This window comes from Thalassorhabdomicrobium marinisediminis (assembly GCF_003072065.1).
In the GTDB taxonomy this organism is placed as follows: domain Bacteria; phylum Pseudomonadota; class Alphaproteobacteria; order Rhodobacterales; family Rhodobacteraceae; genus Octadecabacter; species Octadecabacter marinisediminis.
Window position 1 is genome coordinate 98,075 of sequence record NZ_QCYG01000004.1, and the last position, 17,795, is coordinate 115,869.

21 protein-coding genes and 1 tRNA gene are annotated in these 17,795 nt (G+C 63.6%); 13 read left to right on the forward strand and 9 right to left on the reverse strand.

Features of this window, described 5'->3' with window-relative positions; all coding sequences use genetic code 11:
- Window positions 1–6: 6 nt before the first annotated feature.
- Both DC363_RS06935 and DC363_RS06940 read right to left on the reverse strand, forming a co-directional pair.
- The gene (locus DC363_RS06935; RefSeq protein WP_108640408.1) at window positions 7–1,140 is read right to left on the reverse strand and encodes a polysaccharide biosynthesis/export family protein; all 1,134 of its coding nucleotides are present in this window, start codon (window positions 1,138–1,140) and stop codon (window positions 7–9) included.
- Window positions 1,141–1,313: 173 nt separating this feature from the next.
- Window positions 1,314–2,600, reverse strand: coding sequence for a capsule biosynthesis protein (locus DC363_RS06940; protein ID WP_108640409.1), 1,287 nt, complete (start codon window positions 2,598–2,600; stop codon window positions 1,314–1,316).
- 179 nt (window positions 2,601–2,779) lie between these two features.
- Between DC363_RS06940 and DC363_RS06945 the strand changes: the two genes are divergently transcribed.
- The 7 genes from DC363_RS06945 (at window position 2,780) to DC363_RS06975 (ending at window position 7,045) form a co-directional block, all read left to right on the forward strand.
- Complete coding sequence (locus tag DC363_RS06945; protein ID WP_108640410.1) at window positions 2,780–3,376, forward strand: riboflavin synthase; 597 nt, start codon at window positions 2,780–2,782, stop codon at window positions 3,374–3,376.
- Window positions 3,373–3,603: a hypothetical protein gene (locus DC363_RS06950; RefSeq protein WP_108640411.1), complete on the forward strand. Its 231-nt coding sequence runs from the start codon at window positions 3,373–3,375 to the stop codon at window positions 3,601–3,603. The genes DC363_RS06945 and DC363_RS06950 overlap by 4 nt, the downstream gene beginning before the upstream one ends.
- Before the next feature lie 90 nt (window positions 3,604–3,693).
- Complete coding sequence (gene ribB, locus DC363_RS06955) at window positions 3,694–4,824, forward strand: 3,4-dihydroxy-2-butanone-4-phosphate synthase (RefSeq protein ID WP_108640412.1); 1,131 nt, start codon at window positions 3,694–3,696, stop codon at window positions 4,822–4,824.
- On the forward strand, window positions 4,824–5,363 hold the full coding sequence (locus tag DC363_RS06960) for a 6,7-dimethyl-8-ribityllumazine synthase (protein ID WP_108640413.1): 540 nt from the start codon (window positions 4,824–4,826) through the stop codon (window positions 5,361–5,363). The genes ribB and DC363_RS06960 overlap by 1 nt, the downstream gene beginning before the upstream one ends.
- Entirely contained in the window at window positions 5,360–5,842 is a 483-nt protein-coding gene (gene nusB, locus DC363_RS06965) for a transcription antitermination factor NusB (protein ID WP_108640414.1), read from the forward strand. The genes DC363_RS06960 and nusB overlap by 4 nt, the downstream gene beginning before the upstream one ends.
- Window positions 5,843–5,912: 70 nt before the next feature.
- Window positions 5,913–6,239, forward strand: a complete 327-nt coding sequence (locus DC363_RS06970; RefSeq protein WP_108640415.1) for a hypothetical protein — start codon at window positions 5,913–5,915, stop codon at window positions 6,237–6,239.
- 326 nt (window positions 6,240–6,565) lie between these two features.
- Window positions 6,566–7,045, forward strand: coding sequence for an MmcB family DNA repair protein (locus tag DC363_RS06975; RefSeq protein ID WP_108640416.1), 480 nt, complete (start codon window positions 6,566–6,568; stop codon window positions 7,043–7,045).
- Between the two features lie 192 nt (window positions 7,046–7,237).
- On the opposite strand, the gene DC363_RS06980 is transcribed toward DC363_RS06975, so the two are convergent.
- On the reverse strand, window positions 7,238–7,429 hold the full coding sequence (locus DC363_RS06980; protein WP_108640417.1) for a DUF6324 family protein: 192 nt from the start codon (window positions 7,427–7,429) through the stop codon (window positions 7,238–7,240).
- A gap of 179 nt (window positions 7,430–7,608) precedes the next feature.
- Here DC363_RS06980 and DC363_RS06985 point away from each other — a divergent pair.
- The 6 genes from DC363_RS06985 (at window position 7,609) to DC363_RS07010 (ending at window position 11,709) form a co-directional block, all read left to right on the forward strand.
- Window positions 7,609–7,685: transfer RNA gene (locus DC363_RS06985), tRNA-His, on the forward strand.
- 44 nt (window positions 7,686–7,729) lie between these two features.
- Window positions 7,730–8,755, forward strand: a complete 1,026-nt coding sequence (locus DC363_RS06990) for an AbrB family transcriptional regulator (RefSeq protein ID WP_241962948.1) — start codon at window positions 7,730–7,732, stop codon at window positions 8,753–8,755.
- Window positions 8,756–8,838: 83 nt separating this feature from the next.
- Window positions 8,839–9,873: an RluA family pseudouridine synthase gene (locus tag DC363_RS06995; RefSeq protein WP_108640419.1), complete on the forward strand. Its 1,035-nt coding sequence runs from the start codon at window positions 8,839–8,841 to the stop codon at window positions 9,871–9,873.
- Window positions 9,874–10,106: 233 nt separating this feature from the next.
- Window positions 10,107–11,003, forward strand: a complete 897-nt coding sequence (gene rpoH, locus DC363_RS07000; RefSeq protein WP_108640420.1) for an RNA polymerase sigma factor RpoH — start codon at window positions 10,107–10,109, stop codon at window positions 11,001–11,003.
- A gap of 122 nt (window positions 11,004–11,125) precedes the next feature.
- Window positions 11,126–11,440 (forward strand): DUF4389 domain-containing protein, encoded by a 315-nt coding sequence (locus tag DC363_RS07005; protein ID WP_108640421.1) that lies wholly within the window; start codon window positions 11,126–11,128, stop codon window positions 11,438–11,440.
- The gene (locus DC363_RS07010; protein WP_108640422.1) at window positions 11,440–11,709 is read left to right on the forward strand and encodes a DksA/TraR family C4-type zinc finger protein; all 270 of its coding nucleotides are present in this window, start codon (window positions 11,440–11,442) and stop codon (window positions 11,707–11,709) included. The genes DC363_RS07005 and DC363_RS07010 overlap by 1 nt, the downstream gene beginning before the upstream one ends.
- On the opposite strand, the gene DC363_RS07015 is transcribed toward DC363_RS07010, so the two are convergent.
- From DC363_RS07015 to DC363_RS07040, 6 genes are all read right to left on the reverse strand, one after another.
- Window positions 11,710–11,943 (reverse strand): hypothetical protein, encoded by a 234-nt coding sequence (locus DC363_RS07015; RefSeq protein ID WP_241962949.1) that lies wholly within the window; start codon window positions 11,941–11,943, stop codon window positions 11,710–11,712.
- Window positions 11,944–11,947: 4 nt separating this feature from the next.
- A complete protein-coding gene (locus tag DC363_RS07020) occupies window positions 11,948–13,786 on the reverse strand; it encodes a M3 family oligoendopeptidase (RefSeq protein ID WP_108640423.1) in 1,839 nt (612 codons plus the stop codon).
- 58 nt (window positions 13,787–13,844) lie between these two features.
- A complete protein-coding gene (locus DC363_RS07025; RefSeq protein ID WP_108640424.1) occupies window positions 13,845–15,434 on the reverse strand; it encodes an ATP-dependent DNA ligase in 1,590 nt (529 codons plus the stop codon).
- Window positions 15,431–16,438, reverse strand: a complete 1,008-nt coding sequence (locus DC363_RS07030; protein WP_108640425.1) for a ligase-associated DNA damage response exonuclease — start codon at window positions 16,436–16,438, stop codon at window positions 15,431–15,433. Before DC363_RS07030 ends, DC363_RS07025 begins: the two co-directional genes overlap by 4 nt.
- Window positions 16,439–16,535: 97 nt before the next feature.
- Window positions 16,536–17,492, reverse strand: a complete 957-nt coding sequence (locus DC363_RS07035) for an alpha/beta hydrolase (protein ID WP_108640426.1) — start codon at window positions 17,490–17,492, stop codon at window positions 16,536–16,538.
- Window positions 17,492–17,782, reverse strand: a complete 291-nt coding sequence (locus DC363_RS07040) for an SCP2 sterol-binding domain-containing protein (protein WP_108640427.1) — start codon at window positions 17,780–17,782, stop codon at window positions 17,492–17,494. Before DC363_RS07040 ends, DC363_RS07035 begins: the two co-directional genes overlap by 1 nt.
- Window positions 17,783–17,795 lie beyond the last annotated feature (13 nt).

Sequence of the window (17,795 nt, forward strand, 5' to 3'; positions counted from 1 at the left end):
CAGCGGTCAGCGGCCAACAGCGGCGGCGGCCGAATTGACCTGTCCCAGCGTGCCGAAGGCGGCGGAAATCGTCTTGTTGAACTGGCTGAACGGCGCTTCGGTGACATAAACGGTGTCTTCGTCGCGGATCGCGAAATCCCGGGCGAGGAACATGCCGTTGGGCCGCGTCAGATCAAGCACATAGACGACCCGCTGCGTTCCGACGAGGTCGGTGCGCCCCACAAGCTGGTTGGCGATCTCCTCGGGCTCGTTGCGGAAGACGAAAACGCCCGTCGGATCGGCCAGATTGGTGTTCAGACCGCCCACTTGCGCGATGGCTTCGATGGCCGAAATGGTCTGGCTTTCAAAGGGCACGCGGTTCTGGCTGCCGGTCGCGCCCAATGCGGTGAAGCTGCGCGTGTCCTGTTCGACGAAAATCTTGTCGCCCGCGCGCAGGGCGATGTCGTGGCCGGGATGGGCGTAAAGATCCTCGAACCAGATGGCATCGGAATGATCGCCGCGCACCACGCGCACCTGCGCAATCTCTGGCGGAACCGTCACGCCGCCCGCCCGTGCCAGCATCGAGGACAGCGTGCGGGTGGGGCGTTCGATCGCATAGACCCCTTGCGCGCTCACAGCTCCGACGACGGAGACGGTCGCGCCGTCCCCGGCCAGTCGCCGCACCTGAACCTGCGGATCGGGGGTTTGTTCTTCAAGCTTGTTGGTGATGATCCGGCGGATCGCCTCGGGGGTGTTGCCCGCCGCACGGATGCGGCCGGCGTAGGGCACGAAGATGAAGCCCGACCCGTCGACCTGCACCTCTTCCAGCACGGTGGCGTTCTGGCCCGAGGGCACAAGCAACGGATCGCGCACGTTTTCCCAGATCGTCAGGCCAAGCACGTCGCCCGCGCGGATCGTATCGCTGCCCAACGCTCCGGCGTTGCGGAAGCCCGCCGAGAACCCCAACGCGGGGGTGACGCTGGCGACCAGATTGACGCGATCATCGACCAGCAACACGAAGGCATCGCCGCTTTCCATGACCGAGCCGGAGAAGATTTCGGTTTTCGTCGGACCGGACCGGGGCAGGCCACAGGATGCAACCACGGCCAATGCCGTCACGAGGGCCGCGCCCTTAAACAGGCGCCATCTATTGGATTTCACTGCTTCGGTCTCCTCGACCTGTTATTTCTGCCTCATCGTCGTGCGGGCGAATTTCAATTCACCTCACCTTTTGCAGGCAAGCTACGGGAATCGTGATGCAAAATCCAGTCCTGCCGTCGTGCGCCGTGGGGGTGTGACCGTGATGCCACCGCCCACGCTAGGTTTTGTGGTCCCTACTTCACCACACGCAACTGCTGGCGCGGCGGCGCCTTGCCGCTGCGCAGCGCGTCATAGGGATCGTGGGGGTCCAGCATCATATCGACCACCTGCCGCAAAAGCTGCCGCCGCCCCCGTGCCGAGTAGAAACCGCCCGGCACTTGCGAAGTTTCCAGCAGGTAGCGGCGGTAATCCTTGAACGCGCGGTTGTCGGGCCGCGTGGGCTGGGCGAAGAAGGTCTCGACCGGCAGGTCCGAGACGAATTCGGGCTTGGAATAGACCGCATCGCCAAAGACCTTCAGCGGGATGCCCCTGTGCAGCACCTGTTGACCGGCGGTGGAATTGACCGTGACGGCGGTGCGCGCGTGATCCAGCAGTGCGGCCAGCTTGCCCCCGCGCACGTAATGCACCCGGTCGAACACGCCCTGTTGCGTGGCCACGCGCCGGATGATCTGCCGCAGCGGACTGCGCCCGTTTTCCAGCGGGTGCGCCTTGAAGACAAGGTGGTGGTGTTTGGGGGCGCCCCGCGCGAAGCCTTCGATCACCTCGGTCAGAAACTCTTCCATGCGGGTGAAGGGGGAATGCATCTGGAAGCTGGAATCGTGCTCCAGCTGCAGCAGGGCGATATGATAGGGAAAGCCGCCCGTCTTGATGCGTCGCGTCGCAAGGATCCGGTCCACAGCGATATAGGGCATGAGCAACAGGCGCCGCGTATAAAGCGCCGCTTCGGCCAGAACGGACAGCTCGCGGTGGGTCTCGAACCCGCGATACTCGCCGTTCCGGAACAGCACGAACCAGTGATAGAGCGCGCCATAGAACACGTGGTGGCGCATGTCGCCCCAATGGGCCGGCGCTTCGGGCACGTCGAGGTCGGTCTGCGCCAGTGCCGTGCGCATGTCTTCGACGCTGGTGCGCATCAGCTTGGAATGCCCGTTCGCGCCGTCGCGTTCATAGGTGACCCAAAAGGGCCGCAGATACCCTTCTTCGAACACATGCACCGTGAGGCCAAGGGCCTTCGCGGCGTCGATAGCGTGGGCGTGGATCGGGCGGGTGTCGCCGTAAAGCACGATATCGGTGATGCCGTGCTCCGCCACAAGGCCGCGGAAGGTCGCCGGCCAGTCGTCCGGCGTTCCGCGATAGGGGATATAACCCGCGCCTCCGAACCAGAACGCCCTGTCGCCTGCGTTGAACCCCACGCGCTGCACCTTGGCCCCTGCCGCGCGCAGCATCTTGCCCAGCCGGTGGAAAAACGGCCCGTGCGGGCCCTGCAAAAATAGAAAGGATTTCGCGGTATGGTCTGTCAAAACACGTCCGTTCCCTTGATCCTGCGCCTGCGAAACAGCTCAGGCTTCACGCCCGTATAGCCCCTTCAGGCGGCAAAAATATGACGCGGATCGCAGGGTCTTGCCACCTAGTCAGCTTGCCCCAGCCGGATCAAGGGGCTAGGGCGTAGGAAACCAGAGTTTCCGAAAGGAGAATTGCCATGTTCACGGGTATCGTCACCGACGTCGGTGAAATCCTTGCACTTGACCATCGCGGCGACCTGCGGGCGCGCATCGGCACCAGCTACGATATCTCGGGCATCGAGATTGGCGCCTCGATCGCGTCTGACGGTGTCTGTCTGACCGTGGTCGACAAGGGCACTGATCCGCAGGGCTGGTATGACGTGGACATTTCCGCCGAAACCGTCAGTCTGACCAACCTTGGCGGCTGGACCGTGGGCAGTCGTGTCAATCTGGAACGGCCGCTGAAGGTCGGGGATGAGCTGGGCGGGCACATCGTCTCGGGCCATGTGGATGGTGTCGCGCGGATCGTCGCCATGGAAGACGAAGGCGACAGCACGCGGGTGACGCTTGAGGCGCCCGCCGATCTGGCCCGCTTCATTGCCCCCAAGGGCTCGGTCGCGCTCAACGGCACTTCCTTGACGGTGAACGAGGTGGACGGCCCCCGCTTCGGCATCAACTTCATCCCCCACACCAAGGCCGTGACCACGTGGGGCGCGGCGCAGGTGGGGGATCTGGTCAACCTCGAGGTGGACACCATGGCGCGCTACGTCGCCCGCCTGCAGGACGCATCATGAGCGCGGACGGCGAAGAGGTCGTCGCAACGCTTGAGGATGACACCGGTGCTTACTGCGTCGATATCATCAAACAGGCTGACGGGCGGTTTACCTACGTAGAATACGCCCGCAACGCGGACGACGAAGACGCATGGCACCCGCGTGAGGATGCGACCGCTGCAACCTATCCCAGCGAATTCGCCGCCTATACCGCCGCCATGCGCGATGTGGCCTGGCTGGGCGACTGACGCGGCGGCGCTGCGGGCCGCCCCGCGTCGCGCACCCTTTCCAATCAGGCCGCAAAGGGCTATCCCCGCCCCAAAGCGCAGAGGATTCCCATGACCGAGATGTTCGAAAACCCCGGCCCCGTCGAAGCAGACTGGAAAGACGCGATTTCCAGCGTTGAGGACATCATCGACGATGCCCGCAATGGCCGGATGTTCATCCTTGTCGATCATGAGGACCGCGAGAACGAGGGCGATCTGGTGATCCCCGCGCAAATGGCCACGCCCGATGCGATCAACTTCATGGCGACCCACGGGCGCGGGTTGATCTGTCTGGCCCTGCCGGCGGACCGGCTTGATGCGCTCGGCCTTACGTTGATGTCCACGCACAATTCCAGCCGTCATGAGACTGCCTTCACCGTCTCGATCGAGGCCCGCGAAGGGGTCACCACAGGCATCTCGGCCGCCGACCGGGCGCGCACCGTTTCGGTCGCTATCGACCCCACCAAGGGCGCGCAGGACATCGCCACGCCGGGCCATGTGTTCCCGTTGCGGGCGCGGGCCGGGGGCGTGCTGGTGCGGGCGGGCCATACGGAAGCAGCTGTCGATATCTCGCGGCTTGCCGGGCTCAACCCCTCGGGCGTGATTTGCGAGATCATGAAGGACGACGGGGAAATGGCGCGCCTGCCGGACCTCGTGGCCTTCGCGCAGTTGCATAACCTCAAGATCGGCACAATTTCGGACCTGATCGCCTATCGCCGCCGCCATGACAATCTGGTGCGCGTCCAGCAGGAAGACACGATCACCTCGGAGTTCGGCGGCGAGTGGCAGATGAAAATCTACGCCGACGAGACCCACGGCGACGAACATATCGTGCTGATCAAGGGCGATATCTCGGGCGATGAACCGGTGCTGGTGCGCATGCATTCCATGGACCCGATGCTTGATGTGGTGGGCGTCGGTCCCAAGGGGCGCACAAACGAATTCGGCGATGCCATGTTGCGCGTCGCGGAAGAGGGGCGCGGTGTGGTCGTGCTGTTGCGCGACACCTCGATGAAGATGATCGCGCAGGACGAAGTCTCGCCCCAGACGCTGCGGCAATACGGGCTTGGCGCGCAGATCCTCAGCTCGCTCGGCCTGCACGAGATCGAACTGCTTTCCAATTCCCCGCAACCCCGGATCGTCGGACTTGAGGCTTATGGCCTCGAGATCACCGGCACCCGCAAAATTTCGGAGCTTGGCTGATGGCTGGCACCTCGCACTACATCCTGCCCCGTCCCGACTTCGACGAGGCCCCGAAGCTGCTGATCGTGATCTCGCCCTATTACAAGGACATCGCGGATAACCTGCTGTCCGGGGCCCGGGCCGAGATCGAAGCCGCCGGTGGCCAGCACGAGACCATCGAGGTGCCCGGCGCGCTGGAAATCCCCACCGCCATCGGCATCGCCGAGCGGATGAGCAATTTTGACGGCTACGTCGCGCTGGGCTGCGTGATCCGCGGTGAGACGACGCATTACGAAACCGTCTGCAACGACAGCTCGCGCGCGCTGCAGCTTCTGGGGCTTCAGGGGCTGTGCATCGGCAACGGCATCCTGACCGTGGAGACGCAAAAACAGGCCGAAGTGCGCGCCGATCCGGCGGACCAGAACAAAGGTGGCGGAGCGGCCGCTGCGGCCTTGCACCTGATCGCGCTGAGCCGTAAGTGGGGCCGCTCAAAGCAGGGAGTCGGCTTCGCGCATGACATCCTGATGGCTGGCAACACGGATGGCACACCCACAGCATGACGCAAGCACACTCGAACCTTTCCGGCAACCAACGGCGCAAGATGCGCTCGGCCTCGCGGCTTTACGCGGTGCAGGCGCTGTTCCAGATGGAGCATTCCAGCCAGACCATCGAAGCGGTCACGCAGGAATTCCTGCACTACCGGTTTGGCGAAACCTATGAGGGCGAAGAGATGCTCGATGGGGACATCGGCCATTTCAAGATGCTGGTGGAAAAGGCTGTCGAGCAACAGGCGAAGATCGACCAGATGACCGACCGCGCCCTTGTGGCGCGCTGGCCGCTGGGCCGGATCGACCCGACCTTGCGCGCGCTGTTCCGCGCGGCCGGGGTCGAACTGATCGGCAAGGACACGCCGCCCAAGGTCGCCATCACCGAATATGTCGATGTGGCGAAAGCCTTTTTCGACGGCGGGGATGAACCGAAGTTCGTCAACGCGGTGCTGGATCACATGGCCCGCGAAGCCCGACCGGAGGCCTTTTGAGGGTCAGCGGCAATCTGTCCCTTGGACAGGGGGGGCTTGGCACCTACCTATAGTATAGGAGGCTGCCCCAATGGATATGAACAAGACCCCCGATCTGATCAAACTCTACATCAAAAGCTGCGCCATCGGCTTCGCCCTTTCGGTCGTATTCGTGGCCCTGCTGATCGGGTTTGACGTCATGGGTCTGCGACACCTTGTGTTGCACTCCAGCATGGGGATCCTGCCGCTGGTGATGATCTGGTTCTTCAACGGGATTGTGTTTGCCGGCGTCCAGTTCGCTTATGCCATCATGAGCATGGCCGACGACGATGACGACGACTCCGGCGGGGGGCATATGGCGCCAGTCTATCTGGCGGAACCGGTGCCCGTACGGGTCGATCGCAAGCCACGCCGGTAAGGCGTTTCACATTCAAGAAATAAGGTGGCGGGCCCCGCAGCAACCGTAGGGATCTAATTCCCGAGGACCTGTATGTACAGGTGGGCGCCGGATAACGAAGCCAGGGCTAAGACAGAGCCAGCTCCCTCGGATTTGCTTAAGGCCACTGGAATGTTGTCCCGTGTATACGAGAAGAGCAGAAGCCCGCCTCGACAACAGGTAGTGTGCCCCGTCGCCGGCGGCAAGGGGGGCAGGGCGGAGATTTCTGGCGCTGGATTTGGCTTCGCATCTTTAACGGAAAATTAACCACTCTTGACGAATGTTCCTGTAATGTTCATGTTCAGGGGATGCCGAATGACCTGCCGCACGCCGACCTCACGACCCTGCAACCGGGGCAGCTTCTGGCGCGTGGGGTGTGCCGCCACCTGCGCGCGCTCGATTTCGTCTGCGTTGAGGAGCTTGTGCCCACCCGGGGGCTGCGCGTCGATGTCATGGCGCTTGGCCCGAAGGGGGAGGTCTGGATCATCGAATGCAAATCGTCGCGGGCGGATTTCCAGTCGGACCACAAATGGCAGGGCTATCTGGAATGGTCGGACCGATTTTTCTGGGCGGTCGACAGCGATTTCCCGACCGAATTGCTCCCCGAAGGGACCGGGCTGATCCTTGCTGACGCCTATGACGGCGAGATCGTGCGCATGGGGCCAGAGACGAAATTGGCCGCCGCGCGGCGCAAGGTCATGGTGCAGAAGTTCGCCCGCCACGCGGCGATGCGCCTGCAAGCACTGCGGGATCCGACTCACCACCTGCGCAGCGGGTTGCTCACCTGATCTTTGACTGACCGGAACCGGCAGTCGCGGCGAATCAGGGGCTGGGCAGGGGGGTATCGTTCTAGTCGAGCCGCGCTGCAGAGGGCGGCATAGATGGGGGCTGAGCGAAGACCCCGCGGATACGACGGCCACGTTTTAACGAACGCTCGGTTTCAGGAGGCTGAGCTGTGGCGGCAAAGCACCGCGCGGGACCTAGCGGTCCGCAACAAGGCGGGCCGCCTTGGCCGCGGCGAGGATTTCCTCGGCGATCTCCTCGGCTTCTTCAGGGGCGAAATCCATCGGGATTTCGATGCCGTCGCCTTCGATGAACAGCCGCACCTGTCCCAGATCCGTCGGACCGATCTGCAAATTCGCCTCGATATCGCGTTCGGTGTTGATGCCCATGGTGTGATCCTTCCGTGATCTTCGGAACCTGTACGAATTTGCTCGCGTCCCGATTTACCCCGCGCCCATTACCAATGGCAAGACCGTGGCAAGTCCGGGCAAAATTATCGAATTTGAGGGGGGCGCAGACGCGGAAGATGCTTGCAATCGCCCGCCACGCTCGCTACATCGCCCCTGTTGCCGCCTTAGCTCAGTTGGTTAGAGCACTGGTTTGTGGAACCAGGGGTCCCCCGTTCGAGCCGGGGAGGCGGTACCACCCTCCCCCCTTTCCTTAGCGCCCCGGCCATGCGACGAAGCGCCATGACCGTTTTCGTCACATTGCTGATTTCTGCCGCCGGCGTTGCGGTCTTCATCCTGTTGCAACTGCCGCTGCCGTGGCTGCTCGGGCCCTTGGTGGGCTGCCTTGTCGCGGCACTTCTTGGGGTGCGGATGCAGGGGATGCCGCGCACGGGTCAGGTGATGCGCACCATTCTGGGCGTCGCGGTGGGCGCGACCATCACGCCGGCCCTGTTCGCGCAACTGGACGTTCTGGCCCGCACGCTGGCGCTGGTGCCGCTCTTGGTGATCTGCGTGGGCGCGGTCGGCTATCCGCTGTTCCGGCGCGGCTTCGGCTTCGACCACCCGACTGCGTTTTATGCCGCGATGCCCGGCGGACTGCAGGACATGCTCTTGTTCGGGGAAGAGGCAGGCGGCGACGTGCGGGCGCTGTCGCTGATTCATGCCACGCGGGTTCTGATCGTCGTCATCGTGCTGCCCTTTGTCTTCGCCTTCTTCTATGGGGTTGAGCTCAATCAGCCGATCGGCGCGCCGCTGTCGTCGGTGCCGCCGGACCAATTGCTCTGGATGGCGGCTGCCGGATTGGCCGGCTGGCGGATCGCCTCGCGGATCGGCCTGTTCGGCGCCTCTATCCTCGGGCCGCTGTTCCTGACCGCGGCGCTGGCCTTGGGCGGCGTGATCGAACATCGCCCCCCGGCCGAGGCGATACAGGCGGCGCAGTTCTTCATCGGCTTCACCGTCGGGGTGAAATACGCGGGCATGACCTGGCGCGAGCTGCGCGTCGATGTGACCGCCGGCGCGGTGTTCACCGTGCTGGGCCTTGCGGTGGCGGCGGTTTTCGCGGCGGGGATCCTGGAACTGGGCTGGTTGCCCTTCACCGAGACGGTGCTGTCCTTCTCCCCGGGTGGCCAGGCCGAGATGGCCATCGTCGCGCTGGTGGCCGGGGCGGATGCGGCGGTCGTCGTGGCGCATCATTTGTTGCGGATCGTCGTGGTGATCATCGGCGCGCCATTGGTCGACCGGGCTTTGGGACGGCGCGCGCGGTGCTAGCCGCCGCGATTTGGCCCCGACCGGGGGGTGACATGGCCCGGGCGCGGCCCTAAGAGCAAGGCCAGTCAGCCAAAGGATCCGTCATGTCCGCGACCACTGTTGAATTCGACATTGCCGAAGCGCCGCCGGCGCGGCTGGACAAGGCCCTCGCCCGGGATGTGCCCGAAGACGCGGCGCTCAGCCGGTCGCGGCTGGCCCGTCTGTTGGCCGAGGGCGCGGTGCGGGTCAATGGGGCCGTGGTCACCGATGCGCGGGCCAAACCCGCCCCCGGGGACCGGATCGAAATTCAGGTCGAGATCGCCGACGATTATCACGTCGCACCCGAAGCGATCCCCCTTGACGTGGTTTTCGAGGATGCGGACCTGATCGTGGTCAACAAGCCTGCGGGGATGGTGGTCCATCCCGCGCCGGGCACGCCGTCGGGCACGCTGGTCAACGCGCTTTTGCACCACTGCGGGGCCGAGCTGTCCGGCGTCGGAGGGGAGAAGCGCCCGGGCATCGTTCACCGGATCGACAAGGAGACCAGCGGCCTTCTGGTGGTCGCGAAAACCGACCGCGCCCATCATGGGCTGGCTGAGCAATTCGAGGCCCACAGTGTCGAGCGGCACTACCGCGCCATTTGCTACGGCGTGCCGGACAGTGCTGATCCGCGGGTGCGCGGCATCAAGGGCGCGTCCTTCGAGCCGGGCAATATCCTGAAACTGCAAACCCAGCTTGCGCGCCACAAACATGACCGCCAGAAGCAGCAGGTCGTCTGGCACAATGGCCGCCACGCAGTGACCCGCGCGCGGATCGTTCAGCCCCTCGGGGCGCCGCCGGTGGCGGCTTTGCTCGATTGCTGGCTCGAGACCGGGCGCACGCACCAGATCCGCGTGCATCTGGCCCATGCGGGGCATGGGTTGATCGGTGATCCGACCTATGGCGGCAAACGCAAACTGTCCGAGAAGGCCGTGGGCGAGGCCGGGCGCGACGCGGCCCGCGCCTTCCCAAGGCAGGCGCTGCACGCGGCGACCCTTGGGTTCGAACATCCCGCAAGCGGCGAGATGTTGCGATTCGAAGCACCGATGCCGCAAGATATGCAGGATCTGATCGAAACGCTCGGCGGCGCCAGAGACTGAAACACTTCGGTGCTTTTTGGCACATCTGCGTGAGGCGCCCGGCCGCTGTCCGGAACCGCCTTTAGACTTCGTTCATTATTCTTTATGAAAGTGGACCGCTCACCGCCCGGGGACGGGTGGGCTGGCGGACCGACGCCGGTACCCGATCAATCTTGTATTGACCGAGGCAAGCGCCCATATTGATGTTAAAGCCGTAAACATAACGCGGCGCAGCGAATGCAGAAGGGACGATCATGAGCTCTTATTCAAATCTTCCGGCCCCCTCGCCGGAACAGGGCCTGAACCGGTACATGCAGGAAATCCGCAAGTTTCCTATGCTGGAACCGGATGAGGAATACATGTTGGCAAAACGTTGGGTGGACCATGAGGATACCGAGGCCGCCCACAAACTGGTCACGTCGCACCTGCGTCTGGCCGCCAAAATCGCCATGGGTTACCGCGGCTATGGCCTGCCCCAGGCCGAAGTGATTTCCGAGGCCAACGTCGGTCTGATGCAGGCGGTCAAACGGTTCGACCCCGAAAAGGGCTTCCGTCTTGCGACCTATGCCATGTGGTGGATTCGCGCCTCGATCCAGGAATACGTCCTGCGGTCGTGGTCGATGGTTAAGCTTGGCACCACGAGTGCGCAGAAGAAGCTGTTCTTCAACCTGCGCAAGGCCAAAAACCGGATCGGCGCGTTGGAAGAGGGTGATTTGCGCCCCGAGAACGTCCAGCGGATCGCGAGCGATCTCGGCGTGACCGAGGAGGAGGTGATATCCATGAACCGGCGCATGTCCGGCGGGGATGCCTCTTTGAACGCGACGGTCGGCGCCGAAGGCGAAGGCACGATGCAATGGCAGGACTGGCTTGAGGATGAAAGCGCGGATCAGGCTGGCGATTACGAGGAACGTGACGAGCTGGAGCAGCGACGCGAGTTGATGGCCGAGGCGATGAACGTGCTCAACGACCGCGAGAAGGACATCCTGATCCAGCGCCGGTTGGCGGACCAGACAGTGACGTTGGAAGAGCTGAGCGGCCAGTATGACGTAAGCCGGGAACGGATTCGCCAGATCGAGGTGCGCGCGTTCGAGAAGCTGCAAAAGGAAATGCACGCCCTGGCGAAGGAACGCGGGATGCTGACGGTTGCATGACGCGATACAAGTGACCCCAAGGGGGCGCGCGTTTTGTTTTGCGGGTTCGAATAGGTATTTTTGAACCAGAGAAGCGCAAGCGTGCGCCCGGCTGGCGGGTGACGGGAGAAAAGGAGAGACGAATGGCGGATCCGCATGAGTTCGATGACGTGATGCCCGAGAATACCGCGCGCCGCGTGCCGCAAGAGCCGGTGCGCGAGAACCTGTTTTCGCGGCTGATCTACATGATCATCATCGCGATCATGATCTCTTTCGTTGGGACGTTGATCGGGGTTCTGGCGCTGTTGCAGTTTGTCATGATGTTGATCAGCAACAAGTCTCCCAATGAACGGTTGTCGGCGCTGGGCACCGATGTCGGGCTTTGGGTTGCCAAGGCCACGCGCTACCAGACCGCTGCCTCGGAAGAGAAGCCTTGGCCCTGGACGGATCTGGACTGATGGCCGGGGGATGGGCAAAGGACGGGGCCGTGTCCGAACAGATCGAAGCCTCCATCGGGGATGAACTGGCGCGCCTGAAGGCCCGCCGCCGGCCGGTGGGCGAGAGCTTTACCCATTGTGCGGAGTGCGAGGAACCCATTCCCGAAGCGCGCCGCAAGGCGGTGCCGGGGGTCAAGCTCTGCGTGGATTGCGTTACCGAGCGGGACGCGCGGGTGCAGCAGCGCGGCGGGATCAACCGGCGCGCGTCGAAAGACAGTCAGTTGAAGTGATCAGCGGCGGTTCTTGAACCGCCGCCACGCGGGTCCGATGTCGAGCATCATCACCGCGATGCCCAGGGGGATCATCCAGAAGCCCAGGATCGGCAGGAACCCAAGAATTCCGAAGCAGACCAGAATGAACCCGACCACCACGCGCATGCCGGGGGGGACCCGGGCCCGGATCCGCACCAGCATGCGATTAAATTCGGTCTTGAGCGACCGTTTGGCGCGGCGGGCGGGTTTCACCTGATCAGGACTCCATCTGCTCCAATTCGTCGATCATCCCTTCGATCATCGACAGACCCTTCGCCCAAAAGGCAGGGTCTGATGCATCAAGTCCGAAGGGCGCCAGAAGTTCCTTGTGATGTTTCGAACCACCCGCCTTGAGCATGTCGAAATACTTGTCCTTGAACGCCTCGCCCTGCTCTTCGTACACCGCGTAGAGCGCGTTCACGAGGCCGTCGCCAAAGGCATAGGCATAGACGTAGAAGGGCGAGTGGACGAAGTGGGGCACATAGGCCCAGAACGTCTCGTACCCGTCCATGAAATTGAACACCGGGCCAAGGCTTTCGCCCTGCACCGACATCCACAGCGCGTTAATATCGTCGGGGGTGAGTTCCCCCTTGGCGCGCGCATCGTGCAGTTTCACCTCGAAATCATAGAAGGCAATCTGACGCACGACGGTGTTGATCATGTCCTCGACCTTGCCGGCCAGCAGGACCTTGCGTTCCTGCTGGTCTTTCGCCTGATCGAGCAGCTTGCGGAAGGTGAGCATCTCGCCAAAAACGCTGGCGGTTTCCGCGAGGGTCAGCGGGGTCGAGGCGAGCAATTCCCCCTGACCGGCGGCCAGAACCTGATGCACGCCGTGACCCAGCTCATGGGCGAGGGTCATCACATCACGGGGTTTTCCAAGGTAATTCAACATGATGTAGGGGTGAACCGTGGTGACCGTCGGATGCGCGAAGGCACCGGGGGCCTTGCCCTCTTTCACGCCGGCGTCGATCCAACCCTCTTTGAAGAAAGGTTTCGCGAGGTCGGTCATGCGTGCATCGAAGGCCGTATAGGCGTCCATGACGGTAGATTCCGCCTCGTCCCACGGCACGATCCGTTCGCTTTCCATCGGCAGGGGCGCGTTGCGGTCCCAGACCTCCATGGTGTCAAGGCCGAGCCACTTGGCTTTGAGCGCATAGTAGCGGTGCGACAGGCGCGGATAGGCTTCGACCACCGCGTCGCGCAGGGCTTCGACCACCTCGGGTTCCACATGGTTCGACAGGTGCCGCGCGGTCTGGGGCGAGGGCATGCCCCGCCAGCGATCCTCAACCTCTTTTTCCTTAGCAAGCGTGTTGTGGACGCGGGCAAACAGGCCGACGTTTTCCTTGAACACGCGGGCCAGCTCACGGGCGGCGGCTTCGCGTTTGGCGCGGTCCTGCTCGGAGAGAAGGTTCAGCGTGCCCTCGATGTTGAGTTCTTCACCGTCGACGGTGAAGGTCAGACCCGCGATCGTCTCATCGAACAGCTTGTTCCAGGCAGAGGCGCCGACAACGGATTGATCGTGCAGGAACTTTTCCAGCTCATCGGAAAGCTGATAGGGGCGCATGGCGCGCATCCGTTCCAGCACGGGGCGGTAGCGGGCCAATTCGGCACTGGCGGCAAGGAGGTTTTCGACATGTTCGTCGCTAAGGCGATTGAACTCGAGCCCGAAGAACACCAGAGGCGTGGTGAAGGTCGTCACCCGGTCCTGCATGTCCGACAGGAACTGCGCGCGTTTCGGGTCGGTCGTGTGCTGGTAATACCGCAGCCCCGCATAGGACATCAGACGGCCGGCCACAGTGTCGATCTTTTCATACCGGCGCACGGCGTCGAGGAAGTCCTCGGCCTCAAGCGACGCAAGATTGCCTTCGTAATCGGCGGCGAAGGTCCGACAGGATTCTTCCAGCCAATCCTGATCGCGTTTGATTTCTTTCGCATCGGGCGCAGGGTAAAGATCGGTCAGGTCCCATTCCGGAAGGTCCCCGAGGTCGGAGGATCCGGAGGCGTTGGCGTCGAACATGCGGGGGTCGCGGGCGAAATCTGGCTTGAAATGTGTCATGGGGCCTCTTGTTTGCTTTGCTCTTATGTAGGCGCGCTGGGGGCGTATTGCCAGCGGATCAGCCATAGGTGGCGAGCATGTCCTTGAGATCGTCAAGGGTGTTGATCTCGTCCACGGGCTTGTCCTTGCGCCAGCGCAGCATGCGCGGGAACCGCAGCGCGATGCCGGATTTGTGCCGAGGAGAGGCCTGTATGCCCTCGAAGGCGATCTCGAACACGTGCTCGGGCGGCACATGGCGGACCGGGCCGAACCGTTGCACGGTGTTGCGGCGCACCCAGTGGGTGATCTGGCGGAACTCGGCGTCGGTCAGGCCGGAGTAAGCCTTGGTGAAGGGCACAAGATCGTTGCCGTTCCGGACTGCGAAGGTGAAATCGGTGAACAGGTTGGCGCGGCGGCCCGATCCGGCCTGCGCGTAGATCATCACCGCATCCACGGTGAGCGGGTCGATCTTCCATTTCCACCAGTCGCCCTTCTTGCGCCCGGCGAGGTAGGGGCTATCGCGGCGTTTCAGCATCAGCCCTTCGGCGTTCATCTCGCGCGAGCGGGCGCGCTCTTGAGCCAGTGCCTCCCACGTGGCACCAGTCACCTCGGGCGAAAGACGGATCGGGGCATCGGGCGGCGAGCCCTCGATCAGGGCCTCCAGACGGGCCCGGCGCTCCTCAAGCGGACGCGCGCGGATGTCGGTGCCTGCGTGTTCCAGAAGGTCATAGGCCATCAGAACGACCGGCGCTTCGGCCATGATCTTCTTCGGCACGGTCTTGCGCCCGATGCGTTTCTGCAAGGCATTGAAAGACAGAGGTTTTTCATCCCTGAATGCAAGGATTTCCCCGTCGATCACCGTGCCATCGGGGAGGTAATCGCGCAGCCGCGCAAGCTCAGGGAAGCGGTCGGTCATCAGCTCTTCGCCCCGCGACCAGAGGTGGTGCTCGCCGCCGCGCAGGATGAACTGGCCGCGGATGCCGTCCCATTTCCGGTCGACGAACCAATCGCTTGGCGGGCCGAGCTGGTCGAGCGTTTCAAGGCCGTAAGCCAGATAGAACGGGTAGGGGCGGCTGAGGTCGGCGCTGGGGTCATCGTCTTCGATCAGGGCCTGCCAGGTGGTCGTCTCGGGCGTCCAGTTGCCCATGAGCTTGTGGGTCAGAACCGCTTCATACTGATCGGTGGCTTGGGCAAGCGCGCGGGTCATGAGCTTCTGGCTCACCCCGATGCGGAACCCGCCGGTGAGCAGTTTGGTGAACAGGAAACGCTCGGTTTGCGGCAGGATGTCCCAAGCATGCAGGATGCCCGCTTTGCGCCCCGCTTCGTCCAGCGCCGAGAGGCGTTTGATCTCGGCGATCCATGCGCTCAGGGGACGCTCTTCATGGGTTGAGGGGGGCGGCAGGAACAGGCTGATGGTTTCCGCCAGATCGCCCACGATGGGATAGCATTCCTCGAACAGCCACAGCGGCAGGCCCGCGCGCTCCGCCGCCCATTCGCGCAGAAAGGTGGTGGTAATGACGCGTTTTGGACGCCGCCCCGAGAACAGCGCAATGCACCAGAGCTTGTCGGCATCCGGCGCGGTGCGGAAATACTCGGCCATCGCGGCGACCTTCACGGTGGTTTTCGTGGTCTGATCAACGGCGGTGTAGAGGGCAGCGAAATCTTTCATGCGTCATCGTCCGCATCCAGCGTCTCACCGTCGAACTCTGTCTGCACCACCTGCGCGTCATAGCCCTGTTCCGACAGCCAGCGGCTGAACACCGAGGTGTAGCCGTGGGTGACGAAGATCCGCTCCGCCCCGGTCTGCCCGATGGCGTCGTTAAGCCCCGCCCAGTCGGCGTGGTCCGAGACGATGAAGCCCCGGTCAGCCGCGCGTCGGCGGCGCACCCCGCGCAGGGCCATCCACCCCGAGGCGAAAGCCGTCGATCCCGGCTTGAACCGCCGCGCCCAGTTCGAATTGAGCGCCGAGGGCGTTGCCAGCACCAGCGCGCCCTTGTGTGCCTTCGCGTCAAGTTCAGGGGTAACGCGGATCGTGTCGGGCAGGGCGATTCCCTGACCTCTTAACACTTCGTTGGTATTTTCGATGGCACCATGGGTCAGGATCGGTCCGATCGAGGGATCGACACTGCGCAAAAGCCGTTGGGCCTTGCCCAGGGCGTAACAGGAAAGGAGGGAATAGGTGCCCGCTGCGGCGTTGCTCGCCCACCAGTCGTTGATTTGCCGGGCCAGGATGTCCTGCGGCGTCCATTTGAAGACCGGAAGCCCGAAGGTCGATTCGGTGATGAAGGCGTGGCACCGGACCGGTTCGAACGGTTCCGACAATCCGTCGTCGACCGTCTTGTAATCACCCGAGCAAACCCAGACCTCGCCCTTGTGCTCTATGCGGATCTGCGCCGAGCCGGGCACGTGGCCTGCGGGATGGAAAGACACCTGCACTCCGTTGTGGGTGGTCACTTCGCCGTAGTCGACGGTGTCGATGCGCACGTCGCCCAACCGGTGACGCATGACCGGGGCCGCCGCGCGGGTCGCCAGATAGGCGCCCATCCCGTCGCGGGCGTGGTCCGCGTGGCCATGGGTGATCAGCGCGCGGTCCACGGGCAGCCATGGGTCGATATGAAAATCCCCGGCGGGGCAGTAGATGCCTTCGGGCGTGAAGGTGAGCAGCTCGGTCATAGCTGCCAAGGTAGCGCTGCGCGGCGCGCGGGCGAGTGAGTTTATCTGGTCAGATGAAGGGGCGGCGGCGCGGGCAGCCGCCTCCGGTGCACTTGCGTCAGGCGAGCGCGGGGCTGTGCGCGTCGAACAGGCGCAGCGTGCGCGCGATCACGCGGGCGCGGATCGGCTCCGCTTCCATCAGCACCTCGTGCCGGGCACCTTCGAGTTCCACAAGCTCGCCCCCGGGCCAGCGCGCCATGCGCTTGCGGATGCGGATCGGGTCGACGATGGACTCTTCGGTCCCGAGGAAGGTCACGCAAGGCAGGTCGGGCGAGGGCTGGCGCGACAGGGCACGCATCTCGCGCAGGGATTCGTTGAGCCAATGGAGCGACGGTCCCCCCAGTGCGAGGTCCGGATGCTGCTTGAGATGTTGCTGAAGCACATCAAAGCTCGCCGCGTCGGAGGTGAGCGTGTTTTCGTCGGCCGTGGTGCGCAGCACATAGGTCTCTGCCTGTTGACCGGGGGCGAAAAGCTCGCCGAAACCCAGCGGTTTACTCATGGAGCTCAGCCCCCAGGCGATGGGGCGCAGGGCCGCAGACATCTGGATGCCCCACATGGGCGCCGAGAACATGACCGAGCGGACGTCGATTCCCTCGTACAGCGACCGCAGAGCGATGCAGCCGCCCATGGAATGCCCGAGCAAGTGGTAGGGTTCGGGCAGGCCAAGGGCTTTGACGTGTGCCAGCAGGGCTTTCGCGTCGAGCTGGTAGTCCGCGAAGACGTTCACATGGCCCACGGCGCGGTTGGCCAGCAGCCGGTCGGCGATGCCTTGCCCGCGCCAGTCGATGGCGACCGAGGCAAAGCCCTGTGCCGCGAAATCGGCCGCTGTGCGTCCGTATTTCTCGACATATTCCGTGCGGCCGGGGAAGATCAGCACCGTGCCGCGCGCGGCTGATGGATCACGGGCGGGCCAGTGGCCCACCCGCACGCGGACCCCGTCCACGGTCAGCAACCAGTGGCACGCCCCGTCCGGGTTGCCCGCAATCGCCGCGTAGTAGGGGGCCGCGTCAGCCATCAGGCGAGGACGCCGGCCAGTTTCATGGCCACGCCCATGTCGCCATCGACCGCCAGTTTGCCGGTCATGAAGGCCGAGGTGGGGTTCTGTTCCCCTTCGAGAATCGCGCGGAAGGTTTCGGTGTCCGACGACAAGGTGACGTCGGCCTCTTCATCGGCGACGCGCGCGCCGGCGCTGTCGATCATGATCGCGCCTTCCCCTTCGACGTCGAACTTTGCGGTTCCGTCGAACTCTTCTCCGGCCATCTTGGCGTTGAGAACCGTAACGGCTTCGGACAATACATCGCTCATAGTGCAACTCCTG